At 65.7% G+C, this 24,791-nt stretch carries 28 protein-coding genes; 11 read left to right on the top strand and 17 right to left on the bottom strand.

All coding sequences use genetic code 11. The features are described from left to right. Window positions 1–14 precede the first annotated feature (14 nt). A complete protein-coding gene (locus ACZI8W_RS15325; RefSeq protein ID WP_463369343.1) occupies window positions 15–272 on the top strand; it encodes an HPr family phosphocarrier protein in 258 nt (85 codons plus the stop codon). Between the two features lie 14 nt (window positions 273–286). On the opposite strand, the gene ACZI8W_RS15320 is transcribed toward ACZI8W_RS15325, so the two are convergent. The 5 genes from ACZI8W_RS15320 to ACZI8W_RS15300 all read right to left on the bottom strand — a co-directional run bounded on the left by ACZI8W_RS15320 (window position 287) and on the right by ACZI8W_RS15300 (window position 5,435). Further along, complete coding sequence (locus ACZI8W_RS15320) at window positions 287–1,357, bottom strand: NHL repeat-containing protein (RefSeq protein ID WP_463369342.1); 1,071 nt, start codon at window positions 1,355–1,357, stop codon at window positions 287–289. Further along, on the bottom strand, window positions 1,357–2,820 hold the full coding sequence (gene hflX / locus ACZI8W_RS15315) for a GTPase HflX (RefSeq protein WP_463369341.1): 1,464 nt from the start codon (window positions 2,818–2,820) through the stop codon (window positions 1,357–1,359). The genes ACZI8W_RS15320 and hflX overlap by 1 nt, the downstream gene beginning before the upstream one ends. A 74-nt stretch (window positions 2,821–2,894) precedes the next feature. Beyond that, window positions 2,895–3,761: a diaminopimelate epimerase gene (dapF, locus tag ACZI8W_RS15310; RefSeq protein WP_463369340.1), complete on the bottom strand. Its 867-nt coding sequence runs from the start codon at window positions 3,759–3,761 to the stop codon at window positions 2,895–2,897. A 37-nt stretch (window positions 3,762–3,798) separates the two neighbouring features. Continuing rightward, on the bottom strand, window positions 3,799–4,725 hold the full coding sequence (miaA, locus tag ACZI8W_RS15305; RefSeq protein WP_463369370.1) for a tRNA (adenosine(37)-N6)-dimethylallyltransferase MiaA: 927 nt from the start codon (window positions 4,723–4,725) through the stop codon (window positions 3,799–3,801). Further along, window positions 4,713–5,435: a class III extradiol dioxygenase subunit B-like domain-containing protein gene (locus tag ACZI8W_RS15300; protein ID WP_463369369.1), complete on the bottom strand. Its 723-nt coding sequence runs from the start codon at window positions 5,433–5,435 to the stop codon at window positions 4,713–4,715. Before ACZI8W_RS15300 ends, miaA begins: the two co-directional genes overlap by 13 nt. Before the next feature lie 149 nt (window positions 5,436–5,584). Here ACZI8W_RS15300 and ACZI8W_RS15295 point away from each other — a divergent pair, with 149 nt between their 5' ends. After that, window positions 5,585–7,000 carry a DUF349 domain-containing protein gene (locus ACZI8W_RS15295; RefSeq protein WP_463369339.1) on the top strand — a complete coding sequence of 472 codons (1,416 nt, stop codon included), beginning with the start codon at window positions 5,585–5,587 and terminating at the stop codon, window positions 6,998–7,000. An 83-nt stretch (window positions 7,001–7,083) separates the two neighbouring features. Here the strand turns inward: ACZI8W_RS15295 and ACZI8W_RS15290 are convergent, their stop codons facing one another. Beyond that, window positions 7,084–7,707 (bottom strand): Rv2732c family membrane protein, encoded by a 624-nt coding sequence (locus tag ACZI8W_RS15290; protein WP_463369338.1) that lies wholly within the window; start codon window positions 7,705–7,707, stop codon window positions 7,084–7,086. Continuing rightward, entirely contained in the window at window positions 7,704–9,251 is a 1,548-nt protein-coding gene (miaB, locus tag ACZI8W_RS15285) for a tRNA (N6-isopentenyl adenosine(37)-C2)-methylthiotransferase MiaB (protein WP_463369337.1), read from the bottom strand. Before miaB ends, ACZI8W_RS15290 begins: the two co-directional genes overlap by 4 nt. 235 nt (window positions 9,252–9,486) lie before the next feature. On the opposite strand from miaB, the gene ACZI8W_RS15280 reads away from it, so the two are divergent. The 4 genes from ACZI8W_RS15280 (at window position 9,487) to ACZI8W_RS15265 (ending at window position 12,804) form a co-directional block, all read left to right on the top strand. Next, window positions 9,487–10,215 carry an amino acid ABC transporter ATP-binding protein gene (locus ACZI8W_RS15280; protein ID WP_463369368.1) on the top strand — a complete coding sequence of 243 codons (729 nt, stop codon included), beginning with the start codon at window positions 9,487–9,489 and terminating at the stop codon, window positions 10,213–10,215. Between the two features lie 70 nt (window positions 10,216–10,285). Then, window positions 10,286–11,119, top strand: a complete 834-nt coding sequence (locus tag ACZI8W_RS15275; RefSeq protein ID WP_463369336.1) for a glutamate ABC transporter substrate-binding protein — start codon at window positions 10,286–10,288, stop codon at window positions 11,117–11,119. A gap of 102 nt (window positions 11,120–11,221) precedes the next feature. Further along, entirely contained in the window at window positions 11,222–11,902 is a 681-nt protein-coding gene (locus ACZI8W_RS15270; RefSeq protein ID WP_463369335.1) for an amino acid ABC transporter permease, read from the top strand. After that, window positions 11,899–12,804: an amino acid ABC transporter permease gene (locus ACZI8W_RS15265; RefSeq protein WP_463369334.1), complete on the top strand. Its 906-nt coding sequence runs from the start codon at window positions 11,899–11,901 to the stop codon at window positions 12,802–12,804. Before ACZI8W_RS15270 ends, ACZI8W_RS15265 begins: the two co-directional genes overlap by 4 nt. Before the next feature lie 5 nt (window positions 12,805–12,809). Here the strand turns inward: ACZI8W_RS15265 and ACZI8W_RS15260 are convergent, their stop codons facing one another. The 5 genes from ACZI8W_RS15260 to ACZI8W_RS15240 form a co-directional block, all read right to left on the bottom strand. Beyond that, the gene (locus ACZI8W_RS15260; protein ID WP_463369333.1) at window positions 12,810–13,424 is read right to left on the bottom strand and encodes a regulatory protein RecX; all 615 of its coding nucleotides are present in this window, start codon (window positions 13,422–13,424) and stop codon (window positions 12,810–12,812) included. Between the two features lie 134 nt (window positions 13,425–13,558). After that, a complete protein-coding gene (gene recA, locus ACZI8W_RS15255; protein ID WP_463369367.1) occupies window positions 13,559–15,691 on the bottom strand; it encodes an intein-containing recombinase RecA in 2,133 nt (710 codons plus the stop codon). Window positions 15,692–15,882: 191 nt separating this feature from the next. Further along, window positions 15,883–16,077: a DUF3046 domain-containing protein gene (locus ACZI8W_RS15250; protein ID WP_463369332.1), complete on the bottom strand. Its 195-nt coding sequence runs from the start codon at window positions 16,075–16,077 to the stop codon at window positions 15,883–15,885. Window positions 16,078–16,124: 47 nt separating this feature from the next. After that, entirely contained in the window at window positions 16,125–17,270 is a 1,146-nt protein-coding gene (locus ACZI8W_RS15245; RefSeq protein WP_463369331.1) for a glycosyltransferase, read from the bottom strand. An 81-nt stretch (window positions 17,271–17,351) separates the two neighbouring features. Then, a complete protein-coding gene (locus tag ACZI8W_RS15240; RefSeq protein ID WP_463369330.1) occupies window positions 17,352–17,528 on the bottom strand; it encodes a hypothetical protein in 177 nt (58 codons plus the stop codon). A 223-nt stretch (window positions 17,529–17,751) separates the two neighbouring features. On the opposite strand from ACZI8W_RS15240, the gene ACZI8W_RS15235 reads away from it, so the two are divergent. From ACZI8W_RS15235 to ACZI8W_RS15225, 3 genes are read left to right on the top strand one after another with little or no spacing between them, the layout of a single operon-like run. Next, window positions 17,752–18,369 carry a biotin transporter BioY gene (locus tag ACZI8W_RS15235; RefSeq protein ID WP_463369329.1) on the top strand — a complete coding sequence of 206 codons (618 nt, stop codon included), beginning with the start codon at window positions 17,752–17,754 and terminating at the stop codon, window positions 18,367–18,369. Window positions 18,370–18,385: 16 nt separating this feature from the next. Continuing rightward, window positions 18,386–19,066 (top strand): energy-coupling factor ABC transporter ATP-binding protein, encoded by a 681-nt coding sequence (locus tag ACZI8W_RS15230; RefSeq protein WP_463369328.1) that lies wholly within the window; start codon window positions 18,386–18,388, stop codon window positions 19,064–19,066. Continuing rightward, complete coding sequence (locus ACZI8W_RS15225; protein ID WP_463369327.1) at window positions 19,063–19,668, top strand: energy-coupling factor transporter transmembrane component T family protein; 606 nt, start codon at window positions 19,063–19,065, stop codon at window positions 19,666–19,668. Before ACZI8W_RS15230 ends, ACZI8W_RS15225 begins: the two co-directional genes overlap by 4 nt. Before the next feature lie 17 nt (window positions 19,669–19,685). Here the strand turns inward: ACZI8W_RS15225 and pspM are convergent, their stop codons facing one another. The 4 genes from pspM to pgsA all read right to left on the bottom strand — a co-directional run bounded on the left by pspM (window position 19,686) and on the right by pgsA (window position 22,858). Then, the gene (pspM, locus tag ACZI8W_RS15220) at window positions 19,686–20,495 is read right to left on the bottom strand and encodes a phage shock envelope stress response protein PspM (RefSeq protein WP_463369326.1); all 810 of its coding nucleotides are present in this window, start codon (window positions 20,493–20,495) and stop codon (window positions 19,686–19,688) included. 33 nt (window positions 20,496–20,528) lie between these two features. Beyond that, window positions 20,529–21,341, bottom strand: coding sequence for a PspA/IM30 family protein (locus ACZI8W_RS15215; RefSeq protein ID WP_463369325.1), 813 nt, complete (start codon window positions 21,339–21,341; stop codon window positions 20,529–20,531). 208 nt (window positions 21,342–21,549) lie between these two features. Beyond that, window positions 21,550–21,930 (bottom strand): helix-turn-helix domain-containing protein, encoded by a 381-nt coding sequence (locus tag ACZI8W_RS15210; protein ID WP_463369324.1) that lies wholly within the window; start codon window positions 21,928–21,930, stop codon window positions 21,550–21,552. A gap of 259 nt (window positions 21,931–22,189) precedes the next feature. Then, window positions 22,190–22,858: a CDP-diacylglycerol--glycerol-3-phosphate 3-phosphatidyltransferase gene (pgsA, locus tag ACZI8W_RS15205; protein WP_463369323.1), complete on the bottom strand. Its 669-nt coding sequence runs from the start codon at window positions 22,856–22,858 to the stop codon at window positions 22,190–22,192. A 42-nt stretch (window positions 22,859–22,900) separates the two neighbouring features. On the opposite strand from pgsA, the gene ACZI8W_RS15200 reads away from it, so the two are divergent. Continuing rightward, entirely contained in the window at window positions 22,901–23,428 is a 528-nt protein-coding gene (locus tag ACZI8W_RS15200) for an amino-acid N-acetyltransferase (RefSeq protein WP_463369322.1), read from the top strand. Between the two features lie 56 nt (window positions 23,429–23,484). Then, window positions 23,485–23,769 carry a YciI family protein gene (locus tag ACZI8W_RS15195; RefSeq protein ID WP_463369321.1) on the top strand — a complete coding sequence of 95 codons (285 nt, stop codon included), beginning with the start codon at window positions 23,485–23,487 and terminating at the stop codon, window positions 23,767–23,769. Here ACZI8W_RS15195 and ACZI8W_RS15190 read toward each other — a convergent pair. Next, entirely contained in the window at window positions 23,759–24,787 is a 1,029-nt protein-coding gene (locus tag ACZI8W_RS15190; RefSeq protein ID WP_463369320.1) for a TerC family protein, read from the bottom strand. The genes ACZI8W_RS15195 and ACZI8W_RS15190 overlap by 11 nt on opposite strands. Window positions 24,788–24,791: the final 4 nt, after the last annotated feature.

Below are 24,791 nucleotides of genomic sequence, written 5' to 3'. Positions count from 1 at the left end.
ACAAAGGAGTTCCCATGCCCGCCAACACCGTCGAAGTCGGCTCGTCCATCGGCCTGCACGCACGTCCCGCCGGAATCATCGCCGAAGCCGTCGTCGCCTCTGGCGTCGAGGTGACACTGTCCGTCGACGGTGGCGAACCTGTCGATGCGGGTTCCGCCCTGATGATCATGACGCTCGGCGCTTCACAAGGTGTCGCGGTCACTGTCCATTGCGACGACGACGCTGTGCTCGCGCACATCAGTGAACTCGTCGCCGCGGATCTCGACGCCTGACCTGCCCCGAGCGGTCAGGTGCGACGCGCGCGGAGACGCCACACGAGCGCGGCAGCTGCCACCAGGATCACCGAGCCGACCGCCGCCGCGGCTCCGATCCACCCGGCGACACCCGTTCCGGGGTCGGACTCGGCGTCCGTTCCCGGAACGGCCGCGAAATAGTCGGTCACCCCGCGAAACACCCGAATCGGGGGTCGCTCACCGGTGACGACGCCCCCGGTGAGCATCACTTCCGATCCGGTCAGCAGATCGCCCGAGGCGGTGAACGCCACCGCCTCCCCCTGAGGCTCGTCAGGGACAGGCACGCGAAGCACGGGGCCGCGGCCCACTGCTCCGGCGACATCACCGTCGGGTGCATGGAACAGGTAGACGTCGGTGTAGGTACGAACGGCGGCAACTGTGCCGTCCGCGCTGACGGCGCCACCGGTGATCAACATCGACGAAGCCCCGGGAAGCGGACCACCGGGGGTGTCGGTGGGACCGAGGATGAGCGAACCGATCTTCTCGAGCGGTACCGGCCCGGGTGTCTCGAGTTGGTCGACCGTGCGACCACGCGCGGGCCGGTAGATTCCGCTCGCACCGAACAAAGCCTTGGTGACGATCACCGGTTCTCCACTCGCCGAAACCAGCACGGCCTCCGCATCACGTGGACCGTCCGGGTAGGTCAGGCGGTGCAGGTCGCCGGCGCCGCTGGCCGGATCCAACGAGATCAGTGCGACTGTCTGTCGGACGGAGGTGTTGTCGCCGATGTCGGCGAGCCACAGCCTGCCGTCGGGACCGGCCGCGAGGTCTTCGATGTCATAGGGGTCCACAGGAACCGGAAACCGTTGTACCACTCCGCAGTCCGCATCGAGTTCGACCACCGACTCGTCGGCACCCGCGTCGGGTACCGCGAACAGCCGCCCACCGACCTCCGCCAGGCCGGACAGTTCGTCGAGGGCCGGATCGTCCGGCGTGCACAGGATCTCCACCGGAAAATCCGCGACCGGGACTTCCGCGGTGTCGGCGGCGGCCTCCGAGGCGCCCGGCAGGGCACAGGCGAGCGCGAGGGCGGTCGCGACACCGGCATCGCGCAACGAACCCATCAGGCGGCGTACTCGTCCAATGCCGAGGCGAGCGCCCGCGGAACCCTGGCGTGCACCCGTGTACCGTCCGCCTCGTGCGCGGAGTGGAGGATCTGCCCGTCCGAATGGATCCGGGACAGCAGGTCGCCTCGGGTGTACGGCACGAGGGCCTTCACCTCCACGTCCGGGTCTTCGAGCAGGCGTCCGAGTCGCTCACGCAACTCCTCGACTCCCTCACCGGTGGACGCCGACACGAACACCGAGTCGGTCAGGAGCCCACGCAGCTGAGTCAAGGTCACGGGATCGGCGGCATCGACCTTGTTGACGACGATCAATTCGGGTGGCGGGGGGCCGTCGGACTCCCGCAGAACATCGGTCAGGACCTCGCGGACCGCCTTGATCTGCTCGGTCGGAAGAGGGTCGGATCCGTCGACGACATGCACCAGAAGGTCGGCATCGGCGACCTCTTCGAGAGTCGACCGAAAGGCTTCCACCAGCTGGGTCGGCAGGTGACGCACGAATCCGACCGTGTCGGTCAGGACGAACTCCCGGCCGTCGGGTAGTGCTGCTCGCCGTGTCGTCGGGTCCAGAGTTGCGAACAATGCGTTCTCCACCAGGACACCTGAGCCGGTGAGCCGGTTGAGCAGACTCGATTTACCGGCGTTGGTGTAGCCGACGATGGCGACGGACGGGATCCCGTTGCGCAGTCGGCGAGTCCGCTTCGTGTCGCGGGCCGCTTTCATCCCCTTGATCTCGCGGCGCAGCTTCGCCATGCGCTCCCGGATTCGGCGCCGGTCGGTTTCGATCTTCGTTTCACCCGGACCGCGCAGACCCACACCGCCGTTGCTGCCGGCACGACCGCCCGCCTGGCGCGACATCGACTCACCCCAGCCACGCAGCCGAGGCAGCATGTATTCCATCTGCGCGAGAGAAACCTGAGCCTTGCCCTCGCGTGAGGTCGCGTGCTGGGCGAAGATGTCGAGGATGAGCGCAGTCCGGTCGATGACCTTGACTTTGACAATCTTTTCCAGTGCGGTGAGCTGGGCGGGAGTGAGCTCGCCGTCGCAGATCACGGTGTCGGCGCCGGTGGCGAGCACGATCTCGCGTAGTTCCTCGGCCTTGCCCGAACCGATGTAGGTGGCAGCATCCGGTTTGTCGCGGCGCTGCACCATCCCCTCGAGCACCTCAGAGCCCGCGGTTTCGGCAAGTGCAGCGAGCTCGGCAAGACTCGCATCAGCCTGCGCGGCGGTGCCACCGGTCCATACACCGACCAGCACGACCCGCTCGAGGCGGAGTTGCCGATATTCGACCTCGGTGATGTCTTCGAGTTCGGTGGACAGACCCGCGACGCGCCGGAGCGCGCTGCGGTCTTCGAGCTGCATCTCGCCCACCGAGGGATCATCGTGAGCCCACCCGTCTGGGCCGTCGTAGCCGACGCGATCGGTGTCGTCTGTCATGTTGCGAGTGCGCGATGTGTTCGTCATACGAGTTCCATCGTCCCACGAAGTCCGATTCGGTGCATTCGAGTTTTTTCGGACGCGACGAGATCGGATGGCACTCACGCCAGCGAGGTCCACCATTCGTCGCTGATCGTGCCGCGCGCGACCAGCACCGACGGGCCTCGCAACCAGGCATGCTCGTCCTCGATCCGCACCTCCACGACGCCTCCGGGGATCCGCACTCGGACGACGCCGGCGTCGGCTCCCTCGTATCGCAGGGCTGCTGAGGCGGCCGCGACCGTGCCGGTGCCGCACGAGCGCGTCTCGCCGACGCCCCGCTCGTGCACACGCATGTCGACGGCCCCCGACTCGATCGGGGTCAGGAATTCGATGTTGACGCCCCGCGGGAAGAATCCCGGGTCGTATCCGGGCGAGGTGAGATCGAGTGCGGCGAGGCTCGCACCGGTCAGGTTCGGATCGACACAGGCCAGGTGCGGGTTGCCGACGTCGATACCGATTCCGGGATAGACGCGGCCGTCGATTGTGGCGGATGACTCGCCGAGTTGGGCGACCCGACCCATCCCTACGGTGACCTCGCCCGCAACCGATCCGGTCGAGTGGACCTGCACGGGCTTGCCGCCGGCCCTCGATCCGACAACGAAGTTCTCCCGGCTCTCGAGTCCCGTAGCGGTGAGGTAGTGGGCGAACACCCGCACCCCGTTGCCGCACATCTCGGCGATCGACCCGTCGGCGTTGCGATAGTCCATGAACCAGTCGTCGGCGCTCGTGCCGTCCGGGAGCGCATCGAGCAGGCCGGAAGCGACCAGCGCTCCGGTACGCACGACACGCAGCACACCGTCGGCTCCGAGTCCGCGACGTCTGTTGCACAGCGCTGCGATTCGGTCGGCTGTGAGAGTCAGCCGGGCATCGAGATCGGGAAGGATGACGAAATCGTTCTCGGTGCCGTGACCTTTGCTGAACTCCATGGAGTCAACCTTAGCGAGAGCCCCGCTGCTCGCCGCCTCAGGACTCGGCAACCCGCAGCGCTTCGGCAGCGAGATTCGGGTCGGCGCCGTCGAGCCAGTGGATCCGGTGGTCGCGGCGGAACCACGAGCGTTGCCGCCGGACGTACCGCCGGGTTCCGATGAATGTTCGTTCGCGGGCGTAGTCGAGGTCGCACGTGCCGTCCAGATACTCGAGTACCTGCGCGTATCCGATCGCGCGGGGTGCTGTCACGCCGTCGCGAAGTCCGCTGTCGATCAGCGCACGCACCTCGCCGACGAGTCCGAGTTCGAACATGAGGTCGGTGCGCTTCTCGATGCGCTCGTCCAGATCTGTCGTGTCGCGGTCGACCCCGAGGATCAGCGTGCCCCACCTCGGATCGCCGACGGTCGGTTGCGACGCAGCGAACGGGAGACCGGTCAGTTCGACGACTTCCAGCGCACGGACCATGCGTCGTCCGTCCGTGGGCAGGATCGTGGTGGCCGCGGCGGGGTCGGCGCGACGCAGTGCCTCGTGCACCGCGGCCACTCCCCCGTCGGCGAGCACGGATTCCCACTTCGCGCGGACCTCGGGGTCGGTCGCGGGGAACTTCCACTCGTCGAGGAGGGACTGCACGTACATCATCGATCCCCCGACGATGATCGGCACCCGGCCGCGCGCGAGGATGCGTTCGATGTCGGCGGTGGCGGCCTCTTGGTAACGCGCGACCGTCGCGGTCTCGGTGACATCCAGGACGTCCAGCTGGTGATGCGGGATCCCGCGTCGCTCGTCTACCGGCAGTTTCGCGGTGCCGATGTCCATGCCACGGTACTGCTGCATCGCGTCGATATTGACGATCTCGCCGCCGAGGGCTTCGGCGAGGTCCAGCCCGAGATCCGACTTCCCGGTGGCGGTCGGACCCACCACAGCGATCGGTCGGCGATACCCCTGATCGGTCACGGGCGCCAGACCCCCACGTGATACCCCACACCGTAGGGTGCGGCGCTGTACTCGATCGTCGCCTCGGACGGGTGCTGGGCGAATACACCTGCCAGGACCTGCCATGCGGCGCGCCCGGCGAGGGCGACGTCCTCGCACAGTCCGGCGTCGAGCGCCTCCAGGCCGTGCGGATCCCCGGTAGCGAGCGCGTCGGCCAGGCATTTCTCGAGCGCGGCCGACCTCTCGTCGAATGCGCCCGGCGCCTTGTCTGTCAGAGTTGCGGCACCGTCGGCGACGACGAGCAATCCGCGTCGTGTCGTGTCGGCGTCGAGGCGTGCCCGCAGTGTCTTACCCAGTTGCGCGCAGGTGGCCGGATCTGTGTCGCGGGCGAGGACATGCACGTCGGCGCGAACTCCGGGCGCTGTGCGTTCGCGAAGCCATCCCGCGATCAGTGCAGTGAGCGGCAGGTCGGCATCCGGCGTTCCGCTGGTGGCACCGGTTGCGGGACCGAGGGCGACACGGACGTCGGCACCGAATCCGCGGAAGGTCCCGACGGCCGTGGACCGCACGTCCGCGACCTCGGTTCCCGTGCCCACCACGATCCATTCGTCGACGTCACCGATTCGGCGGGCCGTGCGAAGCACGGCGTGCCGCAGGTCGTCGGTCTCGGAAGCAGCGAGTCCGACCAATTCGGGCACGAGAAGTGGCGGGGAAGGCACGAACACCGCGGCGATCAACACAACGGCCACGGTAGTCGACCCGACCCGGAGCCCCGCAGACGCGCGACCTGTTTCAATAGGGGGCGGACGTGATCACGGATGGCCGTGACCGGACCTGCGGTAAGCGATGCGATCAGGCAGCCGTGCCGCGCGGCAGAGATGAGGTAGCGATGACCGACCCGAACGCACAGGACCCGACGCCCGAGCGGGTGTCCGGCACACCGCCGCGTCCTGGTCCCCCGAAGCCGGGTGCCCCACGCCCAGGTGCGCCGAAGCCCGCCCCGCCCGAGCATGCGACCGAGTCGGAGCATGCACCCAAGCCGCATCCGGTCCCCGGACAGACGCATCCGCATGCCCCGGCGGTACCGGCCAGCGATCCGAGCAGGTTCGGGAGGGTCGACGAGGACGGCACCGCGTGGGTTCGGACCGCCGAGGGTGAGCGTTGCATCGGTTCGTGGCAGGCAGGCAATGCCGCCGAAGGCCTCGAACACTTCGGTCGGCGGTACGACGACCTCGCCACCGAAGTCGCACTGTTGGAGACGCGGCTGACGTCCGGCTCCGGTGACGCCAAGAAGAGTCGCGCAGCGGCTGAGACACTGCTCGCGTCGTTGCCGACGGCAGCAGTGATCGGCGACCTGGATGCGCTCGCGACCCGGCTCACGGGTGTGATCGAGGAGTCCGAGAAGGCCGCGGTCGCCCAGAAGCAGGAGAAGGAACAGCACCGCGCAGAGGCCACCGCGCGCAAGGAAGTGCTCGCGGCGGAGGCCGAGCAGATCGGCGCCGACTCGACACATTGGAAGGCCGCGGGCGATCGCCTGCGGGAGATTCTCGACGAGTGGAAGTCGATCCGCGGTGTCGACCGCAAGACCGACGACGTGCTGTGGCGCCGGTATTCGAAGGCCCGTGAGGCTTTCAATCGCCGACGCGGTGCCCACTTCGCCGAACTCGATCGTGAACGTGCCTCCGCAAAGACCAGGAAGGAAGAGCTGGTCGTGCGCGCCGAAGCGCTGCAGGAATCGACTGACTGGGGTGCGACCGCTGCAGCGTTCCGGGATCTGCTCGCAGAGTGGAAGGCGTCGGGGCGGGCCCCGCGCGATGCCGACGACCAGCTGTGGAAGCGTTTCAAGGGCGCGCAGGATGTCTTCTTCGCCGCGCGCAATGCGGCGTCCGCCGAACGCGATGCCGAGTTCGAGGAGAACGCCCGCGCAAAGGAGTCACTGCTCGAGTCCGCTTCGACCATCGACCCGTCTGCCGACCTCGAGACAGCGCGTACCCGGCTGCGCGAGTTGCAGGAGCGGTGGGAAGCGATCGGCAAGGTCCCCCGCGATCGGATGCACGATCTCGAGGGCCGCCTGCGCGCACTCGAGAAGCGCGTCCGCGAAGCGTCCGACAGCGAGTGGCGGCGGACCGATCCGGAAGCCCTGGCCCGTGCTGCTCAGTTCCGCGAACGAGTCCAGCAATTCGAGGAACAAGCGGAGAAGGCGCAGGCGAAGGGGCGCACCAAGGACGCCGATACTGCGCTCGCTCAGGCCGCCCAATGGCGGGAGTGGGCCGAAGCCGCGGAGAGTGCTGTCGGCGAACGCTGACCGCCTCGCGGAAGAGGGACGAGCCCCGTTCGTGCCGGTAGGAAACCGGCCCGTACGGGGCTCGTCTCGTGCCTGTGAGCGACCTATTTCAGATGGCCACCGAACATTCCCCGACGGTCGTCCTCCTCGGCGACACGCCGCAGCTCGGCCTCGGCTGCGAGCTGCGCGGACGTACGGGACCAGGCCACCCGGACCCAGTGGAAGGTCAGGACCATCACGGCAAGCCAGCCGAGGAACAGCCCGATTCCAGGTCCGGACGCGCCGGAGTCGACCGGGAGCGTCTGGCGAGTCCACACGGTGAGCAACCCGAAGATGATCGACACAGCGGAGCCGGCAGCTGCGGCCCAAGCCAGGAACCATTTACGGGTCACGAGTGCGAGGATCGAGGCGACCGCGCCGAAGACGAGCGCGAGCCACACGAAGATCCGGGACGGCAGCGCTATCGACTCTGCCGTCGCGTCGGAGGCAAACGAGAGCACCTCCCACCCGTTGGCTGCACCGGCGTGCGGGAGGCTGAACGAACCGAGCAGCACGAGCACCGCGACCGCGACGAACATCGCCCGGGCTCCGGGGTCGATCTCACCCGCGATCCTGCGTTCTGCCGCCTCGAGGTCGGCGCGGGTCTCCCTGAGCCCGTGATCGCTCAGCCGGTCGGTATCACTATCCGGTCCCCTGTCGATGTTCGGACTGTTCTCGCCCGTGGTCATGCGTTGCATCCCATCTGTGTCGGTAGGGGTTCAGGGGCACCGATGCGCGGCAGGCCGAGTCCCACCCCGATCGGTTTCGTCTTGGGCAGGCGCCCCTGTTCGAAGTGGTCGCCCGCGCGGGTACGGCGGTGGGTGAGGATCGGGGTATCGGCGACGAGATGATGCGGCGCCGCATCGCTGATGACGATCGTGACGATGTCGCCGGGCCGCACCGCGGTGTCGATGTTGCCTTCGGGCCGGAAGTGCACGAGACGCCCGTCGCGCGCGCGTCCACTCATCCGGGCGGTTTCTGCGTTCTTTCGGCCTTCGCCCGCCGCGACGAGTAGTTCCACCTCGGTGCCCACGAGCTTGCGGTTCTCCTCCAGCGTGATGCGCTCCTGCAACGCGATCAACCGCTCGTACCGCTCCTGGACGACGACCTTCGGGAGCTGCTCATCCATCTCGGCGGCCGGTGTGCCTGGGCGCTTGGAGTACTGAAACGTGAAGGCGCTGGTGAACCGCGCCTGCTCGACGACGTCGAGGGTGTCCTGAAAGTCCTCTTCGGTCTCACCGGGGAATCCGACGATGATGTCGGTGGTGATGGCCGCATGCGGCATGGCGGCACGGACCCGCTCGATGATACCGAGGAACCTCTCCTTGCGGTACGAGCGGCGCATCGCTCGCAGGACCCGGTCGCTGCCGGATTGCAACGGCATGTGGAGCTGGGGGCAGATGTTGGGCGTCGATGCCATCGCTTCGATGACGTCGTCGGTGAACTCCGCGGGATGCGGCGAAGTGAACCGCACGCGTTCGAGACCGTCGATGTCGCCGCACGCACGCAGCAGTGACGCGAACGCACCGCGGTCGCGGGGCTGTTCCGGGTCGGCGAAGGAGCGCCCGTACGAGTTGACGTTCTGCCCGAGCAATGTCACTTCGAGTACGCCCTCGTCGACGAGTGCCTGTACTTCGGCGAGGATGTCGCCCGGACGGCGATCGACCTCTTTTCCGCGCAGGGCAGGCACGATGCAGAAGGTGCACGTGTTGTTGCATCCGACCGAGATCGACACCCAGCCCGCATAGGGTGATTCACGCTTAGCCGGGAGCGTCGAGGGGAATGCTTCGAGCGACTCGAGGATCTCGACCTCGGCCTTGCGATTGTGGCGTGCACGGTCGAGGAGCGCCGGGAGGTTGCCGATGTTGTGCGTGCCGAAGACGACATCGACCCACGGTGCCTTCTCGACCACGGTGGCGCGATCCTTCTGCGCCAGACAACCCCCGACGGCGATCTGCATATTCGGGTTCTCGTCCTTGACCGGCCGGAGATGACTCAGATTGCCGTACAGCTTGTTGTCGGCGTTCTCACGAACCGCGCAGGTGTTGAAGACGACCAGGTCGGGCGACGCGCCGGACTCGGCGCGGGTGAATCCGGCGTCTTCCAACAGGCCGGACAAACGCTCCGAATCGTGTACGTTCATCTGGCAGCCGTAGGTGCGGACCTCATAGGTCCGGGCATCTGTGTTCGGGGCAGCAGCGTCGTTCGGGGCAACATCGTCGATCAATGACACGTCTCAGGGTAGCTCACGAGAATAACGGACCACCGCGGCGGTGACCGTGGCCGCCGCGCCACATCGACGTCCGGCACGGCGACGTTCCGGTCTCGCAAACCTCTCGCTGTAAAAGTTGCATGTCGATGGGGCGAAATGGAGGGGTTCCCGACGACGACGGCATAGGGTCTTGATCATGACACCAGCGGCCGCAGGTTCGGAGAAGCCGTCGGAGGACTCCGGCAGCACCGTCCCGATGATCACGATGACCAACGTCGACAAGCACTTCGGGACCTTGCACGTCCTCCAGAACATCGACATCGAGGTCCCGAGTGGCCAGGTGGTCATCGTGGTGGGCCCGTCGGGATCCGGGAAGTCCACCCTGTGCCGGACCATCAACCGGCTCGAGCCGATCGACTCCGGCGAGATCCGGGTCGACGGCAAAGCGCTCCCGGCCGAGGGCAAGGCTCTGGCAGCACTGCGCGCCGATGTCGGTATGGTGTTCCAGTCGTTCAATCTCTTCGCACACAAGACGATCCTCGAGAACGTGATGCTGGGCCCGCTCAAGGTCCGCAAACAGAAGAAGGACGCGGCGCGGGAGAACGCCCTACGGTTGCTCGATCGCGTGGGTATCGCGAATCAGGCCGACAAGTATCCGGCACAGCTGTCCGGTGGTCAGCAACAACGTGTCGCGATCGCCCGCGCACTCGCCATGAATCCGAAGGTGATGCTCTTCGACGAGCCCACCTCCGCCCTCGATCCCGAAATGGTTCAGGAGGTTCTCGACGTGATGACCTCACTCGCCAAGGAAGGGATGACGATGGTCGTCGTCACCCACGAGATGGGCTTCGCACGTAAAGCGGGGGACCGCGTGCTGTTCATGGCCGACGGCCGCATCGTCGAGGACACCGACCCCACCACGTTCTTCACCGCTCCGGAATCCGACCGGGCCAAGGATTTCCTGGGCAAGATTCTCAGTCACTGAGCGGGCAAGATTCTCGGCCACTAGCTCCTTACCCGACAGCCCGATCGAACACCACAACCGGAGGTACTCGATGAAAATGTCTCGCTCGATCCGCCTGGGTATCGGCGCGATCGCCGTCGCGCTCGCCGCAACAGCATGCGGTGGCGACGAATCCCGAAGTGTCACGACCTCGGCCGAGAACGGTAATCTCGTGGTCGGCATCAAGTTCGACCAGCCCGGGCTCGGCCTTCGGAACCCCGACGGTACGTTCAGCGGATTCGACGTCGAGGTCGCCAAGTACGTGGCCGAGCAGCTCGGGGTGTCCGAGGAGAACATCGAGTTCAAGGAGTCGCCTTCCGCGCAGCGCGAGACGCTGATTCAGAACGGCGAGGTCGACTACATCGTCGCAACCTACTCGATCACCGACTCCCGCAAGGAGAAGGTCGATTTCGCAGGACCGTACTTCATTGCCGGTCAGTCGCTGCTGGTGCGCGCCGACGACACCGAGATCACCGGTCCGGAATCGCTCAACGACGGCAAACGGCTGTGCTCGGTGACGGGTTCGACGCCCGCACAGAACGTCAAGGACACCTACGCGCAGGAAGTGCAGCTGCAGGAGTTCGACACCTACTCGGCATGCGTCGAAGCCCTTCGCAACGGCGCAGTCGATGCGGTAACCACCGACGACATCATCCTCGCCGGCTACGCGGCGCAGAGCCCCGGTGACTTCAAGGTCGTCGGTGAGCCGTTCACCGAGGAGCTGTACGGCATCGGCCTGGCCAAGGGCGACGACGCCTCGCGCACCGCCATCAACGATGCGATCGAAGAAATGATCGACAGCGGAGCGTGGGCGGAGGCCTTCGAGGAAACCGTCGGTGCCTCCGGATACCCGCTGCCGGAGCCGCCGACCGTCGACCGGTACTGAACCGGCGTCGCGTTCCGAGGTACCACCGGCCGGTACGTGGCAAGGTCACGGACCGGCCGGTTCCTCGCCCTCATCCCGTCCCCTCGATCCCGGAGTTGACCTGTGGATCTGCTCAGCAAGTACGGCAGTCAACTGCTCGAAGCATTCTGGACCACGATCCAGCTGACGGTGTTGTCCGCGATCGGTGCGCTGATCCTCGGAACGATCATCGCCGCCATGCGTGTGTCGCCGATACCGGTCGCCCGGGCGGTCGGGACCGCGTATGTGACGATCTTCCGAAACACACCCCTGACCCTCATCATCATCTTCTGCCTGTTCGGCCTGTCCCAGACTCTCCAGATCAATCTGGCACCGCAGTCGTCGTCGACATTCCTGGTGGACAACAACTTCCGCCTCGCGGTCCTCGGCTTGACCATCTACACCGCCGCCTTCGTCTGCGAGTCGCTGCGCTCCGGTATCAACACCGTCCACCTCGGACAGTCCGAAGCGGGTAGGTCCCTGGGCCTGACGTTCAGCCAGAATCTCCGGTTCGTCGTGCTGCCGCAGGCATTCCGGGCGGTCATTGCACCGCTCGGTTCTGTGCTCATCGCACTCACCAAGAACTCGACCATCGCGTCGGTGATCGGTGTGGCCGAGGCATCGCTGCTGATGAAGACGATGATCGAGAACGAGGCGGCGATCTTCGTCATCGGTGGGATCTTCGCCTTGGGCTTCGTCATCCTGACCCTCCCGACCGGCCTGCTGTTCGGTTGGCTCAGCAAGCGATTCGAGGTGGCCCGATGAGTTCGGAAGGCACTGTTCTCTACGACGCTCCCGGCCCGAAAGCGCGCGCGCTCTACCGTGTGCTGTCCGTCGTCGTAGCCGTCGTTCTCCTGGTCATCGCATACGTCGTGTACCGCGCGCTGGAGTCGCAAGGCCAGCTCACTGCGGCGAAATGGGAGCCGTTCCTCGAGTCGTCGAGCTGGACCACGTACCTGATCCCCGGCATCCGGGGCACGCTCGTGGCCGCTGCGCTGTCGATCGTGCTGGCTTTGATTCTGGGTGCGATATTGGGTATCGGCCGCCTGTCGGAGCATCGCCCGGTTCGGATGGTGTCCGGGTTCATCGTCGAGTTGTTTCGCGCGATCCCGGTCCTGATCCTGATGATCTTCGCGTACCAGGTGTTCGCCGAGTACCGCCTGTTCAAGTCCGATTACCTTGCACTCGCCGCAGTCGTGACCGGCCTGACCCTCTACAACGGGTCGGTGATCGCCGAAATCGTGCGCGCCGGTATCAATTCCCTCCCGAAGGGCCAGACCGAAGCAGCGTCTGCCATCGGTCTGCGCAAAGGGCAGACCATGCGGCTGATCCTCCTGCCGCAGGCGGTGACAGTGATGCTGCCGGCGATCGTGTCGCAGATGGTGATCGCGCTCAAGGATTCCGCCCTCGGCTACCTCATCGGCTACGTCGAAGTGGTGCGGTCCGGACAGCAACTCGGCGCCTATTTCCAGAACTACCTACCGTCGCTGCTGGTGGTGGCCGCGATCATGATCATCCTCAACAGCGCCCTGACTCGCTTCGCAACGTGGCTCGAGAAGCGGTTGCGGTCCAGCCGGCGCCGGGGCGCCAGCGACGGCGGTGCGCCCGACGCGCCGGTCCCCGTCACGGCCGTCCCCGGAATGGACATCACCGGCCCGGCGCGATGAGAAGTTCAGTCGAGTGGTTCGCCCGTGTCGGCTTCGAAGGCACTGAGTTCGTCGCGGACGACATCGAAAGCCATGCCCTGCGCGTAGCCGCGACGGGCGAGCATCCCGACGAGGCGTCGAACCAGCTTGTCGCGTTCGGCGGCGATCTCGCGACGCTCCCCCTCCGTGGGCAACCGCGCCTGGGTGCGGAGTTTCTTGCGCACCAGTTCGACGGCCCGGTCCCGCTCGGATGCACTGTCGATCGTGTCGAGGGCATCGGCCGCATCCTGTTGGTCGATGCCCTTGCGACGTAACTCCAGTGCTATCGCACGCTTGCCCTTCCCCGAATACAGGTGCCGTGAGCGCACCCACTGCTGAGCGAAGTCGGCGTCGTCGATCAATCCGACCTCGGTCAGGCGATCGAGAGTGCGCGCGGCCACGTCGGCCGCGAAGCCCTTCTGCTCGAGTTTGGCGGCGAGTTCCGCGCGGCTCCGGGCTCGATCGGTGAGGAGCCTCAGACAGACGTCCTTGGCCTGCACTTCGGTACCGCCGCCCGGCTCTGTGCCGGCTCGACGCCGACGACCGCCTGGTGCGGTGGCCGTGTCGCGTTCGGGTGGCCCGACAATTTCAGAATCGTCCATGGCGAGAACCCTAAACGCGGCCACCGACCGAAACTGCGCGTCCGAACTGTCGTGCCTGCCCGGACACAGACTTGTCCCGAACGTCAAGGGAGACACGGATCAGCGATCCGTGCCTCCCCAGGATTCGCCAGTGGCTAGAAGTCGGCTTCTTCCGTTGCCTCCGGGTCGGTCAGAACTGCACCGATACCGAGTTTCTCCTTGATCTTCTTCTCGACCTCGTCGCGGATATCGGTGTTCTCGAGCAGGAACTTGCGGGCGTTCTCTTTGCCCTGACCGAGCTGATCACCCTCGTACGTGTACCAGGACCCGGACTTTCGGATGAAGCCCTGATCGACACCCATGTCGATCAGCGAGCCCTCCTTGCTGATGCCCTGCCCGTAGAGGATGTCGAACTCGGCCTGCTTGAAGGGCGGCGACACCTTGTTCTTGACGACCTTGACGCGGGTACGGTTGCCGACCGCGTCGCCGCCGTCCTTGAGCGTCTCGATGCGCCGGACGTCCAGCCGGACGGAAGCATAGAACTTCAATGCCTTACCGCCGGTGGTTGTTTCAGGTGAGTTGTGCACCATGACACCGTCGACGAAATAGTTGTGGTTGCCCTCGACCTCGATGTCGAACCGGTGCATCGAGCGGGTTTCCGGCTTGACGTGAACATCAAGCACCCTCGACGGAACAAGATGCTGTGTGGGTTCGACGAACTGCGGCGTCACCGTGCCGAGCCCACGGAAACGCGGCAACAGCTTGTATTCCATGGACGGAGCCATGTGCGGGGCAACGATTTCCTGGAACTTCGCGCTCGCCTCGGTCGTGAACGTCAGGAACGACATCCCGGCGGTACCGGCGCTACGAAGCCTCACATCGAGGCCATGGGTGTCGCGCAGGTAGTCGCGCAGGCGCACACGCGAACCTTCGCTGAAGGCCTCGACGCAGATCTCGATACGGCCGCTGTCACCGACAGTCCGCTCCTGGAGGCCCTTCGAACGCACAGAGAACGATCCGTCGTCCATGTACCAGACCGCGAGGGACAGCGGGGTGAGCGCCTTCAAGTATTCGTCGGAGAGGAACTTCTTGCCGTCGCCGAGATAGACGGCGCGCTGAAGCTCGGCGAGTTCGGGCAGCGGGGCGAAATCGACGAACTTGGCACCCTTGTCGTTGATACGCACCGAATGATCGATGTTGCCGAGGAGTCCGGTCTTCCAGTCCAGGTACTCGTGCTGCTTCGCTCCGTGGCCCAACCGGAACCGGACGCCGTTGCGGTCGCCGCGATTCGGCGAGAGGTTGGCGTCGCCCATCAACGAGCCGAGGACGACCTCGAACTGCTGATCACTCAGACGGTGCGGTTCCATCGCAAGAACGCGGTCGCCCGCGATGACGTCGCCCGCATGCGCCCAACCACCGGGCGTACGAATGAGATGGTTCGGCGTAGCAGCGAACTGGGAACGACCATTGCCGACGGACTTCTCGACGGTGAACTGGAGGAAATGGTCGGTCGGGCCGTTGTCGAACCAATTGACGATGCGGCGGGGAACGATCTTGTCGGTGCCGGGGTCATAGGACATGACTTCGACATCCAACTTCTGATTGACGATCTTGCCGATCTGCTCGGTCGTGCCGTCGGCCAACTGCACCCTCGTGGAATAGTTGAAGCAGCCGAACATCACTCCGATCTTCTCGCGGAGCTGGTTGATGAAGATCGCGGTGGTGCCGGAATTGCTGAGCGCACCCGTCATCTTGCGCAAGGCCTGGCTCATCAACCGGGCCTGCAGGCCGACGTGACTGTCGCCCATCTCGCCTTCGATCTCAGCGCGCGGCACGAGAGCTGCGACCGAGTCGATGACGAGGATGTCGAGCGCTCCGGAACGGATCAGCATGTCGGCGATCTCGAGCGCCTGCTCACCCGTGTCGGGCTGCGACACGAGCAGGGCGTCGGTGTCGACCCCGAGCTTGCGCGCATATTCCGGGTCGAGGGCGTGCTCCGCATCGATGAAGGCGGCGATACCGCCGGCGGCCTGAGCATTGGCGACCGCATGGAGCGCTACCGTGGTCTTACCTGAGGATTCCGGGCCGTAGACCTCGACGACGCGGCCACGCGGCAGGCCTCCGATGCCGAGCGCGACATCGAGCGCGATCGACCCCGTCGGAATCACGGCGATGGGCGGACGCGAGTCTTCGCCCAAGCGCATCACGGAGCCCTTACCGAAGTTCTTGTCGATCTGCGCCAGGGCGAGCTCGAGCGCCTTCTCGCGATCGTGTGCCTGTGCTGCCATCTTGGTCCCCTTCATCGTGTCTCGTCCTGCTTGCCGACGACGCTATCTCCGGGCACCGACACATTTCGCTGCCACGACCGCGGACCCGCCGAACCTGTGGATGAAAGCGGCGCCTGTGGACAGACGCTCTTCACCGTCGATCTCCCTCAGCATAAGGGAACGTCTGTTCGAATGCATGAAGATGTGTTCGATCAACGACGCACGGCGGGCACGTCGAACTCCTCACACAGCGCACGCCACACTTCGCGGGGCTCCTGACCTGCTTCGATCGCTTGCGCCGCAGTGTGTCCGCCCAACTCGAGCAGTACGTGGTCGCGCAGAAGCGCATCACCGTACAACTGCCCGAATTCGTCTCGGACCATCTCGTGGAACTCTGTCAATCGCACGCCACCACCGTAACGGCCGAACCGAGCCGACCGCAGCGACGATCCGGTCAGCGAACGGCGGCCAGGCACACTGCGACCGGATCCTGCACGTGCGTCGCCGTCGCGGCTGCATGTCGAGCCGCCTCGGCGAACCTCGGCTCCGCCAGTACAGTCGTGACCGCATCCCGGACCGCCGCGGAATCCAGTGGCCGGACCACCACTGCGCTCCCCTGCCGCGCAGCCCTGTTCGCGAGTTCCCACTGGTCGCCTCCACCCGGCACGATCACCACCGGCACCCCTGCGCACAATGCCTTGGCGAGCATCCCGTGCCCGCCGCCGCAGACCACGACATGGGCGTCCCGGAGAAGGACGTCCTGACGGCCCTGCCCTGCTACCGCCCATTCCGGCAGCGCATTCCCCGGCGGATCGAGCATCGTGGCCGCGACACGCATACCCAGCCCACTCAGTCCCTCGCACACCGCATCGAGCATCCCGACGACTCCGGTGACGGCAGTCGACGGGGCGACCATCACGAGCGGACCGCCACCCGGAGGGGGTTCGAGAACGGCGCCGGTCGGCTCCCAGTGCAACGCGCCGACGACGTGAGCGTTCGACGGCCAATCCGGCCGCGGCACCTCGAGCGCGGGCACGGTTGCGACGAGTCTCGCGGCCGGCCCAGGATCCCGGGCCGGGAGACCGATCCCTACTCGCGCAGCGGAACGCTGGCGTTCTCCCTGCCGTAATGAGCGCGCCGTGAGTCCGCGCAACACCGCGTCACGCGCGCCCCCGCGGAGTCCTCTTCCGCGTTCGAGTCCGCTACCGATCGGGGGCAGTCCCTGCGACGGCAGGTACAGCGGATGCGGAGACAACTCGACCCATGGGATCCCGAGCAACTCGGCGGCCATTCCGCCTCCCGAGGTAATGACGTCGGAGACGACGAGGTCCGGCAGGAGCGAGCTGAGACCGGGCAGCAGGAGGGTCGCGATGTGCGCGGCCCGCGCATGGATCTTCGCCCCCGCATCGCCGTCATCGTCGTCGGCTCTCGGCGTCAGACCGTCGAGCGGTGCCACCGTCACGCCGGGCAGATCGATACCCCACCAACGCTCACCGGTGAAGAGCACCGCCTCGTGACCGGCGTCGACGAACCGCTTGCTCAGCGCAATGGCCGGAATTGCGTGTCCCGCGTCGGGCCCGGCCACCACTGCCACTCGCATCGGGCCAGACTGCCACACCATCACGAGCACTCGAACACGCGGCCACCTCGGTGACCGGCGCCGGGCACTACGAGGTCTCGATCAGACTCTCGTGATGTCGTCGCGCCGATTTCCTCCGGAGATGGCCTTGTACAGCATGTAACCGCCGAAGGCGATCGCACCCAGCACCAGGATCCCGAACAGGTGGTCGAATATGGCGCCGATCACCGCAAGCGCGATCCACACGAGCACCACAACACCGACAACTTTCCAGAACATCTTCTTCTCCCGCCTCGTGCCTGGGCACGTTCCGTTCGTACTCACACGATCCTGACACGGAAACCCCGAGAAAACACCAGCTCAAGGTGTAAGTCAGGGAAAGATCAGGGGATACCCGCAGAACCCCGGGCACCTCTCGGGGTCGGCGTTCACCCAGGGCGATGGTGCGAATCTTCCCGAACCCGCCTACGCTCGACGGGTTTGGTCCTCTATTCGGAAGTCGATGTCGGAAGCTGAGTTGAACGTGTCCCCGAGCCCCCGTACCCCCGCCCGCGACCTGGCGCAGATCGCGGTGTTCGCCGCTCTCATCATCGCACTCGGATTGCCGGGCCAGATCACGATCGGGTCCTCGGGCGTCCCCATCACCCTGCAGACCCTCGGCGTCATGCTCGCAGGTGCCCTGCTCGGTGCACGCAAGGGCATGCTGTCGGTCTCGACCGTGATCCTGATCGGTCTTGCCCTCCCGGTACTCGCTGGTGGACGGACCACACTCACCTCTCTCGCCGGCCCGACAGCGGGCTTCCTGATCGGCTGGATTCCGGCCGTCGCGGTGATCGGCTGGCTCAGTGCCCGCATGCTCCCCCGCTACCGCGTTCTGCCGGGTATCGCGGTGAACGTGCTCGGCGGCATCGTGGTGCTGTACGTGTTCGGAATCGCCGGGATGGTGTTGCGAACCGATCTGACCGTGTGGGCTGCGGCCGCAGCCAACGTCACGTTCCTCCCGGGTGACCTGTTCAAGGCCGTCGTGGCAGCTGCGGTGGCTGCGCAGGTACATCGGGCCTACCCGGCCCTGCTCATGTCCCCGATCAGGCCAACGCCGACGGCCGACCCCGCACACTGATCGCTGCACCCACCCGATGAGCGAGATTCGTTTCCAGCAGGTGCGCCATGCCTACGGTGAGCGCGTGGTGCTCGACGATGTGAATGTCACCCTCACCGAGCAGCGCATCGGCATCGTCGGTGCGAACGGCAGCGGGAAGTCCACGCTCGCGCGGATGATCAACGGGTTGGTCGTCCCCACCTCCGGCTCGGTGATCGTCGACGGACTCGACACCGGCCGCAAAGGTCGCGAGGTTCGCAAACGGGTGGGATTCGTCTTCACCGACCCGGACCACCAGATCGTGATGCCGACGGTCGCGGAGGACGTCGCGTTCTCCCTGCGACGTAGCCGGCTCGCTGAGGCCGAACGTAACGAGCGCGTCCGGCAGGTGCTCGACGACTTCGGTCTCGCGGGGCATCACGACCATCCGAGCCATCTCCTGTCGGGTGGCCAGAAGCAGTTGCTCGCCCTCGCCGCGATCATGGTCACCGACCCGCAGATCCTGGTCGCAGACGAACCGACCACCCTCCTCGACCTGCGCAACACCAAGCTGATCGCTCGGACGTTCACCGGGCTCGAACAGCAGCTGGTCGTCGTAACCCACCACCTCGATCTGCTCGGCGATTTCGATCGGGTTCTCGTCGTCGATTCCGGTCGCATCGTCGCCGACGATGCACCCGGTCCGGCGATCGCGTACTACCGGGACCTCATCGGGTGACTGTCGTCGGCCTGCACCACCCCGGGAAGTCACCGCTGCACCGCATGCCGGCGGGGGTGAAACTCGTCGGTGTCGCGCTGGTGATCGTGGCCATGACCCTCTGGATCCGGCAACCATGGCAGGTCCTCCCCTGCGCGATCACTGTCGCGGGTGTATACGCCCTCGCCCGGATCCCGCTACGCCTCACCGTGACGCAGTTGCGCCCGTTGCTGTGGATGATCGCGGTCATCGCGGTATTCCAGTTGATCGTGGCGGGATGGGAACGCGCTATCGTGATCTGCGGATCACTGTTTCTGGCGATCGCACTTGCGCTGCTGGTCACGCTGACCACCCGCACGACCGACATGCTCGACGCGATCGTGGCGGGTGTGCGGCCTCTCCGGCGAGTGGGTGTGGATCCGGATCGGGTAGGTCTCGTCCTCGTGATGACGATCCGCTGCATTCCCCTGCTGGGCACGATGGTTACGCGGGTCACCGAGGCACGCAAGGCCCGCGGGCTGGGGTTCTCGTTGCGGGCTCTGGTGGTGCCCGTAGTGGTGGGCGCGCTCATGACCGCCGAAGCCATGGGAGAGGCGCTCGCCGCACGCGGTGTCGACGACTGACGGCCCAGCACGGCCGTTCAGTGCCGGTGGCGCTGCTCGATCTGTTCGATCTCCCGCCACGACTGTGCCCAGCTCTCGAGGCGATCCGACGCATCGATGAGCTCGGAACGCTGCCGGTGGAGTAGCGTCATCGACGTGCTTCCTTCGGGCGCCGCCGCAAGTTTCGCAGCAGCGGAGACGAGCTGTTCGTACTGATCGACGCCGGAATCGAGCCGCTCACCCGCTGCCGTGATGGCCGAACCCAGATGAACTCCTGCGGTCGCGCTGTCCCGAGCCACCGATTCGAGGGCCACGATGTCTTCGACGACGTTGTCGAGCGCAGAGGACGCCGACCGTGCGGCTTCCCCGATCTCCTCGAGGTCGTCGCTCGCCACAGCTCCCGACTTCGCCACTATGGCCAGCAACCTCGCCAGGCTCTGCTCGTTGTTCGACAACCGCTCCATCGCTGCTCGGGCCACCGATGCTCGCGGCGGCAGCGACCGGCGTCCCGGAAGCGCGGGCGGGAGCGGCACCGAGTCGAGCTTGCGGAACCTGCGCAGCGCGAACACCGCGGGCACCGCGAACGCGGCCGTCGCCCCGCCAGTGGCCACGATCGTCCAATCGGGCGCCGACGCCGCGACCAGTGTGACGGTGCCTATGCCCCACGCACCCGAGGACGCCCCGAAAAAACCGGCGCGGCGACGCGCACGGCGCTTCTTGCGGCGCAGCTTGGCTGCCGGATCACGCCATCGGCGCGCGGCGTCTACCGCCGCATCGGTAACTTCTCTGAGCGCGGCAACGGCCGGGCCGGGAGTCATTCCGGTCCGGCCGTCACCGGGTGTGCTCATGGTTCCGCGTCCGCTTCGATGGAGGTTGCGCGGCTACTGGGACCCGGCGGAGCCTGCAGCGTTCGGAGGCTCCTTGGCGGTGTTGACGGCAGGATTTGCCGGTGCACCGCCCGGCAGGGCGTCGCCCTTCATCGAGGCACGAATCTGCTCGAGACGGCTGTGGCCTGCCATCTGGACGCTGGCCTGCTGAACCTCCATCATCCGTCCTTGCACCGAGTTCTGCGCGAGTTCGGCCGAGCCGAGCGCGTCGGCGTACCGGCGCTCGATCTTGTCTCGCACAGCGTCGAGGCTCGGTGTGTTGCCGGGGGCGGACAGTGTCGAGTCCATCGACCGCAACGACTCGCTGACCCGTTCCTGCATCTTGGCCTGCTCGAGTTGACTCAGCAGCTTGGTACGTTCGGAGACCTTCTGCTGCAGTGCCATCGCATTCTGTTCGACGGCCTTCTTCGCCTGTGCCGCCGCCTGCAGCGACTGATCGTGCAGGACCTTCAGGTCCTCGACCGATTGTTCGGCGGTGACGAGCTGCGCGGCAAAGGCCTCTGCCGCGTTGGTGTACTGGATCGCCTTCTCCGTGTCGCCCGCGTTGCTGGCCTGATCGGCCATCATCACGGCCTGACGAGCGCTCGCATTGAGCTTCTCGACCTCGTCCAGCTGCCGGTTCAGCTTCATCTCCAGCTGGCGCTGGTTGCCGATCACGGATGCTGCCTGCTGCGACAGGGCCTGGTGCTGACGCTGTGCGTCTTCGATCGCCTGCTGAATCTGGACCTTCGGATCGGCCTTCTCATCGATCTTGGAGTTGAAGAGCGCCATGAGGTACTTCCAACCCTTGACGAACGGATTAGCCATGGATGTGATCCCGCCTCCATCTGTACGCCGCGCCGAACGCGACCCGGTGCGCGACCCTCGCGCACCGGTTCCGGTCCGTCGTGCCGGTCACTTGCGACTCGACCGGTCCGACGATTCCACCTGGCGACTCGGGCCACCCCCCGGACGGTGACCCACGCTGTGTCGCTTTCGTCCGTATCCGGCGAGGCCGACACGGTCGTGATCCATGTTAGGCCGCGGCAAGCGCCCGCGCCGCAGGTGCCGGAATCACCACGCGAGTCTCCTGCGTGATGAGCGACTCCTGAGCAATCAGCGGGTCCTGAGCCAGCACGCCGACGTCGACGGTCTCCGCACCCGATTCGGTATGCTGCAGAGTTCGATCCGCCAGCGACTCGCTGACGTCGAAGAGCACGTCGGACAGGGGTACATCGAGTGCGTCGCAGATGGCGGCAAGCAATTCGCTCGACGCTTCCTTCCGACCTCGTTCGACCTCCGAGAGGTAGCCGAGGCTGACCCGGGCGCTGCTGGAGACTTCGCGCAGGGTGCGGCTCTGCGAAACACGGGTGCGCCGAAGGCTGTCACCGAGAGCCTCACGCAACAACAGCGCCATCGCATCCTCCTTCGTCCGTCGTGCCTACACCTCGACAACGCGCGACACGATCGCGAGGTTCCCGGGCATCCTCCGGACTTCGAATACCGCGGTGCACAGACACTACAACGCCGACGGAGAATCCAAACGCGTGAGTAGCCCCGAGACGGCCGCTGCGACCGCTCCGAGCCTGATCTGCCCTCGTCTCGGCGCCCGCTGTCCGGGCTGCGACGAGTTCAGGCCGCACGGGTCGTCCCCACCAGAGAGGCCTTGCCCGACGTCAAGCTGGTTCACCTTGCCGGTGCTCGTGTTCGGCGCGACGCACTCCGGCGCGAAGCCTCGCCGCCTGGACCACATAGTCGATGCCGGTAACCACCGTGAGCACCACCGCCAGCACGATCAACGCCATGGCGAACGGCGCGACCGCGTCGGGCAGCGGAAGGAGATACACACCGATTGCGACGGTCTGCACCAACGTCTTGAGTTTGCCACCGCGGCTGGCGGGTATCACGGCGTGCCGCAGCACCGCGAAGCGCAGTGCCGTGATACCCAGCTCGCGCGCGGCGATGATGCCGGTGACCCACCATGACAGATCGCCGAGCAGCGACAGACCCACCAATGCAGCACCGATGAGCGCCTTGTCGGCGATCGGGTCGGCCATCTTGCCGAAATCCGTGACCAGGCCGAGTCGGCGAGCGAGCTGACCGTCGACACGATCAGTGATCGCAGCGATCGCGAAGACACCGGCCGCAGCGAGCCGCCAGCCCGTCTCCTCCCCGTCTCCGATGAACAGGAAGACGAGGAACACCGGGACCAGCACAATGCGCATCACCGTGAGGATGTTGGCGATGTTCCACAGCGGGACCGGGTCGTGCGCAGCACCGGCATGCGGTCCCGGTGCTGCGCCGCTCCCGCCCGATGCGGCAACAGACTGGCGGGGCGTGCTCATGCGCCCACAATATCGGTATATTCACGCGCTACTGTTCACCGCATGACTTCACCGGCCAACGAACAGGACTCGAACGACCGGATCGTCGTGCGACGCGCCCGAACATCCGACGTGCCGGGCATCAAAGCACTGATCGACATCTACGCCGGCAAGATCCTCCTCGAGAAGAACCTCGTGACCCTGTACGAATCCGTTCAGGAGTTCTGGGTCGCCGAACTGGGCTCCGACTTGGTCGGGTGCGGAGCCCTCCACGTCCTGTGGTCAGATCTCGGCGAGATCCGCACCATCGCGGTGGATCCGCAAGTCACCGGGCGCGGTACCGGGCATCTGATCGTGACGCGCCTGATCGAGGTCGCACGCGAGCTCGAACTCGAGCGGCTCTTCGTCCTGACCTTCGAGGTCTCGTTCTTTGCACGCCACGGGTTCGCGGAGATCGACGGAACGCCGGTGACCTCCGAGGTCTTCGCGGAGATGTGCCGGTCATACGATACCGGTGTCGCGGAGTTCCTGGACTTGAGTTACGTGAAGCCCAACACCCTCGGCAACACCCGGATGTTGCTCACCTTGTGAGCATCGACCCCACCTGCAAGAGCCCCACGGCCGACCCTGCACGGAAGCGAGAACCCATGGCGCTGTTCGCCGTCGAATACACCTATTCCGAAGCCACCGCGCAGCAGCGCGATGAGCACCGGCCGAAGCACCGCGCCTGGCTCGGAGATCTGGTCGAGGCAGGCACGGTGCGAGCGACCGGGCCGTGGGACGACGGGTCCGGCGCGCTGATCCTCGTCGACGTCGCCGACGAGGCAGCCGCCCACGAGCTGATGGCTCAGGATCCGTTCGCTCAGCTGACGTTGATCGACGCTGTCCGCATCATCGGCTGGAATCCGGTGATGGGTGTGTTCAACGACTGAGGTTCTTCGCCTCGGTCGTGTCGTCATCAGGGTTGTCGCCCCGCTGCTTCTTGTTGTCGTTCCTGGTCTTGATCAGGCTCGCGACCGTGGTGACGACAAGCACCCCGACGATCACGATCAGCGACACGGACGTCGAGATCTCCGGCACCATCACGTGCTCGCCACCGTTGATGAAGCCGAGCGTGTTCTCGTGCAGAGCATGGAGGATGAGCTTGACACCGATGAACGCGAGGATCACCGATAGTCCGTACGAAAGGTAGACGAGACGCTCGAGCAGACCGCCGATGAGGAAGAACAGTTGGCGCAGACCCATCAGCGCGAAAGCGTTGGCGGCGAACACCAGGTACGGCTCGCTGGTCAGTCCGTAGATAGCGGGGATCGAATCGAGCGCGAAGAGGATGTCGGTGAACCCGATCGCGATCAACGCGAGCAGCATCGGGGTCACCAGCTTCTTGCCGTCGATGCGGGTGACCAGCTTGTCGCCGTCGTACTCGTCGTGGACCGGGAGGAATTTCCGTGCGATCGAGACGATCTTGTTCTCCGACGGCTTCTCGTTCTCCTCGCCGTTTTCGCGCATGAGTTTGATGGCGGTGTACAGGAGGAAGAAGCCGAACAGGTAGAAGACCCAACTGTAGGCGTTGATCGCAGCAGCACCGACGGCGATGAAGGCACCGCGCAGGATCAGTGCGAGCACGATGCCGATCGTCAGGACCTTCTGCTGGAACTCCCGCGGCACCGCGAACGTAGCCATGATGATCACGAACACGAACAGATTGTCGACCGAGAGGGCTTTCTCGGTGATGTACCCGGCGAAATACTCACCGCCATAGGTCGGGCCCCAGACGGCGAACACGACGAGACCGAAGACGATCGCGATCCCGATGAACACCGCCGACCAGAAACCCGATTCCCGGAGGGTGGGCGCGTGCGGCTTACGCACATGCGCAAAGAAATCGAAGACGAACAACCCGATGATCACGGCAATCGTGATCAGCCACGTGGTCAAATTGACGTGCATCTGC

It is taken from the genome of Rhodococcus ruitaii, assembly GCF_055230935.1.
The sequence above is the reverse complement of the archived record's forward strand: the minus strand, read 5'-3'. Positions and strand labels throughout refer to the sequence as shown.

Coding starts and splice junctions, on each gene's coding strand:
- ACZI8W_RS15325 (WP_463369343.1), top strand. CDS start 15: ATGCCCGCCAACACCGTCGAAGTCGGCTCGTCCATCGGCCTGCACGCA.
- ACZI8W_RS15320 (WP_463369342.1), bottom strand. CDS start 1,357: ATGGGTTCGTTGCGCGATGCCGGTGTCGCGACCGCCCTCGCGCTCGCC.
- hflX (WP_463369341.1), bottom strand. CDS start 2,820: ATGACGAACACATCGCGCACTCGCAACATGACAGACGACACCGATCGC.
- dapF (WP_463369340.1), bottom strand. CDS start 3,761: ATGGAGTTCAGCAAAGGTCACGGCACCGAGAACGATTTCGTCATCCTT.
- ACZI8W_RS15295 (WP_463369339.1), top strand. CDS start 5,585: ATGACCGACCCGAACGCACAGGACCCGACGCCCGAGCGGGTGTCCGGC.
- ACZI8W_RS15290 (WP_463369338.1), bottom strand. CDS start 7,707: ATGACCACGGGCGAGAACAGTCCGAACATCGACAGGGGACCGGATAGT.
- ACZI8W_RS15280 (WP_463369368.1), top strand. CDS start 9,487: ATGATCACGATGACCAACGTCGACAAGCACTTCGGGACCTTGCACGTC.
- ACZI8W_RS15275 (WP_463369336.1), top strand. CDS start 10,286: ATGAAAATGTCTCGCTCGATCCGCCTGGGTATCGGCGCGATCGCCGTC.
- ACZI8W_RS15265 (WP_463369334.1), top strand. CDS start 11,899: ATGAGTTCGGAAGGCACTGTTCTCTACGACGCTCCCGGCCCGAAAGCG.
- ACZI8W_RS15260 (WP_463369333.1), bottom strand. CDS start 13,424: ATGGACGATTCTGAAATTGTCGGGCCACCCGAACGCGACACGGCCACC.
- recA (WP_463369367.1), bottom strand. CDS start 15,691: ATGGCAGCACAGGCACACGATCGCGAGAAGGCGCTCGAGCTCGCCCTG.
- ACZI8W_RS15245 (WP_463369331.1), bottom strand. CDS start 17,270: ATGCGAGTGGCAGTGGTGGCCGGGCCCGACGCGGGACACGCAATTCCG.
- ACZI8W_RS15240 (WP_463369330.1), bottom strand. CDS start 17,528: ATGTTCTGGAAAGTTGTCGGTGTTGTGGTGCTCGTGTGGATCGCGCTT.
- ACZI8W_RS15235 (WP_463369329.1), top strand. CDS start 17,752: ATGTCGGAAGCTGAGTTGAACGTGTCCCCGAGCCCCCGTACCCCCGCC.
- ACZI8W_RS15230 (WP_463369328.1), top strand. CDS start 18,386: ATGAGCGAGATTCGTTTCCAGCAGGTGCGCCATGCCTACGGTGAGCGC.
- pspM (WP_463369326.1), bottom strand. CDS start 20,495: ATGAGCACACCCGGTGACGGCCGGACCGGAATGACTCCCGGCCCGGCC.
- ACZI8W_RS15215 (WP_463369325.1), bottom strand. CDS start 21,341: ATGGCTAATCCGTTCGTCAAGGGTTGGAAGTACCTCATGGCGCTCTTC.
- ACZI8W_RS15210 (WP_463369324.1), bottom strand. CDS start 21,930: ATGGCGCTGTTGTTGCGTGAGGCTCTCGGTGACAGCCTTCGGCGCACC.
- pgsA (WP_463369323.1), bottom strand. CDS start 22,858: ATGAGCACGCCCCGCCAGTCTGTTGCCGCATCGGGCGGGAGCGGCGCA.
- ACZI8W_RS15200 (WP_463369322.1), top strand. CDS start 22,901: ATGACTTCACCGGCCAACGAACAGGACTCGAACGACCGGATCGTCGTG.
- ACZI8W_RS15195 (WP_463369321.1), top strand. CDS start 23,485: ATGGCGCTGTTCGCCGTCGAATACACCTATTCCGAAGCCACCGCGCAG.
- ACZI8W_RS15190 (WP_463369320.1), bottom strand. CDS start 24,787: ATGCACGTCAATTTGACCACGTGGCTGATCACGATTGCCGTGATCATC.